This window comes from Phenylobacterium sp., from assembly GCF_030654915.1.
Taxonomy (GTDB): domain Bacteria; phylum Pseudomonadota; class Alphaproteobacteria; order Caulobacterales; family Caulobacteraceae; genus Phenylobacterium.
In genome coordinates this window covers 1-3,480 of sequence record NZ_JAURWM010000199.1, presented here as the reverse complement: position 1 = coordinate 3,480, position 3,480 = coordinate 1, and the positions used below count along the sequence as shown (strand labels likewise).

Annotated in this window: 3 protein-coding genes; 1 reads left to right on the top strand and 2 read right to left on the bottom strand. The window is 67.2% G+C overall.

Annotated elements, in window-relative coordinates:
* Positions 1 to 331: 331 nt before the first annotated feature.
* On the bottom strand, positions 332 to 664 hold the full coding sequence (locus tag Q7T84_RS10285; RefSeq protein WP_304808431.1) for an SMR family transporter: 333 nt from the start codon (positions 662 to 664) through the stop codon (positions 332 to 334).
* 173 nt (positions 665 to 837) lie between these two features.
* On the opposite strand from Q7T84_RS10285, the gene Q7T84_RS10280 reads away from it, so the two are divergent.
* A complete protein-coding gene (locus tag Q7T84_RS10280) occupies positions 838 to 2,868 on the top strand; it encodes an elongation factor G (RefSeq protein WP_304808428.1) in 2,031 nt (676 codons plus the stop codon).
* 161 nt (positions 2,869 to 3,029) lie between these two features.
* On the opposite strand, the gene Q7T84_RS10275 is transcribed toward Q7T84_RS10280, so the two are convergent.
* The coding region (locus Q7T84_RS10275; protein ID WP_304808426.1) for a prephenate dehydrogenase dimerization domain-containing protein at positions 3,030 to 3,480 on the bottom strand (451 nt) is incomplete at its 5' end.

Below are 3,480 nucleotides of genomic sequence, written 5' to 3'. Positions count from 1 at the left end.
CCGCGCCGACGACAAGGGCGTGTTTGTGATGCTGGACGCCGCCGCGCCCACGCGGCTGTTCTCCAGCCTGCCGGAAGGCGTGCGGGTCGACCGCCTGGGCCTGGTCGAGGTCATCGAGGCGGTGACGGAGTTCCTGGGGTCGCCCACATCAGGTAGCGGCGAAGCATAGTGTGTGATCCCGGAAGCTGCGCAGCAGCTGTCTGGGACCCATGGACACCTGATGGCGGCAAGACGTGGCGCGGCCTGGCTTCTTTCCACCAAGTCGGCGCGAATGGTTCCGGACAAGCGCGAAGCGCTTTCCGGGATGACACGCATGGCTGTGTCCGCTCTGCTAGTGCCCCGCGCTCTTCGAGAAGACGTTGATCACCACCACGCCGGCCAGGATCATGCCCATGCCGATCATCGCCGGCAGGTCTAGCTTCTGCTTGAACAGCACCCAGGCGATGGCGGTGATCAAGACGATGCCGACCCCCGACCAGATCGCATAGCCGACGCCGACCGGCACGGTCTTCATCGAGTGTGACAGGCACCAGAAGGCGAACGCGTACCCGATGGCGGTGATCAGTGAGGGGCCTAGCTTGGAGAAACTGTCGGAGGCCTTGAGCGCGGTGGTGGCGATCACCTCTGCGACAATGGCGAGGCCCAGCCACGCATAACCGTTCATTTCGTTCCTCTGACGCTCCCAGGGCGGGCCGCCAATGTGGGCTGGTTCGAGGCTGGTGGCCACGCCTCGCGTCTCCTTGACTTGCGTCCGGGGCCGCGCGGGTGGAAGCATGACCAGGTCGGGGTTTCCGCGCCCGTTTCCAAGACGGGCGCCTAGGCTTGGGAGGACGGACCATGGGCAGACCAGGTTCCGGCTCGACACGCGCCATCGCCCTTGTGGGGGCGCCGGGAGCCGGCAAGACAACCCTTTTGGAAGCCATGCTTTTCGCCAGCGGCGCGATCCTGCGCCAGGGCGAGGTGGGCGCGAGCAGCGTCGGTGACGCCAGCCCGGAGGCGCGACAGCGAGGCCAGTCCACCGAGCTGAACATCGCCGGGTTCGAGTTCATGGGCGAGCGCTACGCCGTGATCGACTGTCCCGGATCGCCCGAGTTCGCCGGGGCCGAGGACTACGTGCTGCCGGCCGTGGACCTGGCGGTGGTGGTGGCCGATCCCAATCCGGTTCGCGCCGGACTGCTGCAGCCGATCCTGAAGGCGCTGGAGGATCGCAGCGTGCCGCATGCGGTCTTCGTCAACCGCATTGATCAGGCGCGCGGCGGCCTTGACGAATTCATGGCGACCCTGGCGCAGGCTTCCACCGCGCCGCTAGTGGCGCGCCAGATCCCGTTGGTCGAGCAGGATAAGGTCACTGGTTTCGTAGACCTCGCCCTGGAAAGGGCCTTCGTCTATCGGCCGGGCCAGGCCTCGCAGCAGATCGACCTGGTGGGCGATCTGGCGGCGCAGGAGGCCGATGCGCGCTTCCATATGCTCGAGCAGTTGGCCGACTTCGACGACGACCTGATGGAGCAATTGCTCTCGGACCTCAATCCGAGCCGCGATGCGGTGTTCGCCGACCTCGTGGCCGACTTCCACGGCGGCCTGATCGTGCCGGTGTTCTTCGGCTCGGCCTTGAACGGCTTCGGCGTTCGGCGGCTGCTGAAAGCGCTGCGGCACGAAACGCCCGACGTCTTGGTCGCCGCTGGACGGATGGAGCTCGATGGTCCGTGCAGCTATGTCTTCAAGACCTCGTTCGCCGGCCAGGCGGGCAAGGTCGCCTATGCGCGGGTCATGGGCGGCGAGTTGACCGATGGCGACGAATTGACCGCCGAAACCGGCGAGAGGTCCCGGGCGGGTGGGCTGCTGGCGGTCTCTGGGCTCAGCACCCGTAAGATCGGCAAGGCCCATCCCGGCGACGTGGTTGGGATCGCAAAGCTGGAGACGGCGAGCGCTGGTCAGGTGCTGTCGATGGACGGCAAGCCCCGCCGCTGCGCCATGCCGGTCGTCCGCGTCCCGACGCTTTATGCGATGTCGATCGCCGCCAAGGACCGCAAGGACGACGTGCGGCTGTCGGCGGCGCTGGCCAAGCTGGCCGAGGAGGACCCGACCCTGGAGGTCACCCTGGATCCCGAGACCCAGGAGACCCTGATCTCCGGTCGCGGGGAGGCCCATCTTCAGGTCACGGTGGAGAGGCTACGCCGGCGCTTCGGGCTGGAAGCGATGACCGAGCCGCCGAAGGTCTCCTACAAGGAGTCCGTGCGTAAACCGGTCACCCAGCGCGGCCGCCACAAGAAGCAGACCGGCGGCCACGGCCAGTTCGGCGACGTGGTGCTCGAGATCAAGCCGCGCGCTCGGGGCGAGGGCTTCGCTTTCTCGCAGAAGATCACCGGCGGCGTGGTGCCCCGGCAATGGATCCCGTCGGTCGAGCAGGGTGTGCGCGACGCCCTGGAACGCGGGCCGCTTGGTTTTCCGGTGACCGACGTCGAGGTTGTGCTGACCGACGGCTCCTATCACAGCGTCGATTCCTCGGAGATGAGCTTCCGGGCGGCCGGCCGGCTGGCGATGAGCGATGGGTTGCGGGCGTCCGCGCCCTATCTGCTTGAGCCGATCGAGAAGCTGACCATCCATGCGCCACAGGCCTCGACCTCGAAGATCACCCAGGCGGTCTCGGCGCGGCGGGGCCAGATCCTTGGCTTCCAACCGCGTGAGGGCTGGAGCGGTTGGGACGACATCGAGGTCTGCCTGCCGCGGTCGGAGCGCCAGCACCTGATCGCCGAGCTACGCGGACTGACCCAAGGGCTGGGCGACTTCACCGCGCAGTTCGATCACATGGCCGAGATCCCCGGTCGGCTGGCCGAGGAGATCGTCAGGCGTGAACGGCCGGCGGCGTAGGGGCCAGGTCCCAGCGGGTGTCATCCCGGAAGGCCCGCAGGGCTTGTCCGGGATCCATTTTCGCCGTTCGAGCCGCAGGAGGCGAGGTCTCGCCATAACGAGATCCTTCAGGTGTTCATGGGGCCCGGTCTTGCTTCGCAAACCGGGATGACACCCTCGACTTAGTGCTTGCCGCGATCGCGGCCGAAGTTTGGTTCGGCGCTTTCCTGGCCCGCGGCGATGATGCCGCGGCGGATCTCGCGAGTGCGGGTGAAGAGGTCGTGCAGCTTGTCGGCCTCGCCCCAGCGGATGGCGCGCGACAGCGCCTGCAGGTCCTCGGTGAAGCGGCCAAGGATTTCCAGCACAGCGTCCTTGTTGGCGACGAAGACGTCGCGCCACATGGTCGGGTCCGACGCGGCGATGCGGGTGAAGTCACGGAAGCCGCCGGCCGAGTACTTCATCACCTCGGCCTGGGTGACCTCCTCCATGTCGGCGGCGGTGCCGACGATGTTGTAAGCGATCAGGTGGGGCAGGTGGCTGGTGACGGCCAGCACCAGGTCGTGGTGACGGTCGTCCATCTGGTCGACATTGGCGCCCAGCGCGCGCCAGAATTCCGACAACTGGCCGACCGCC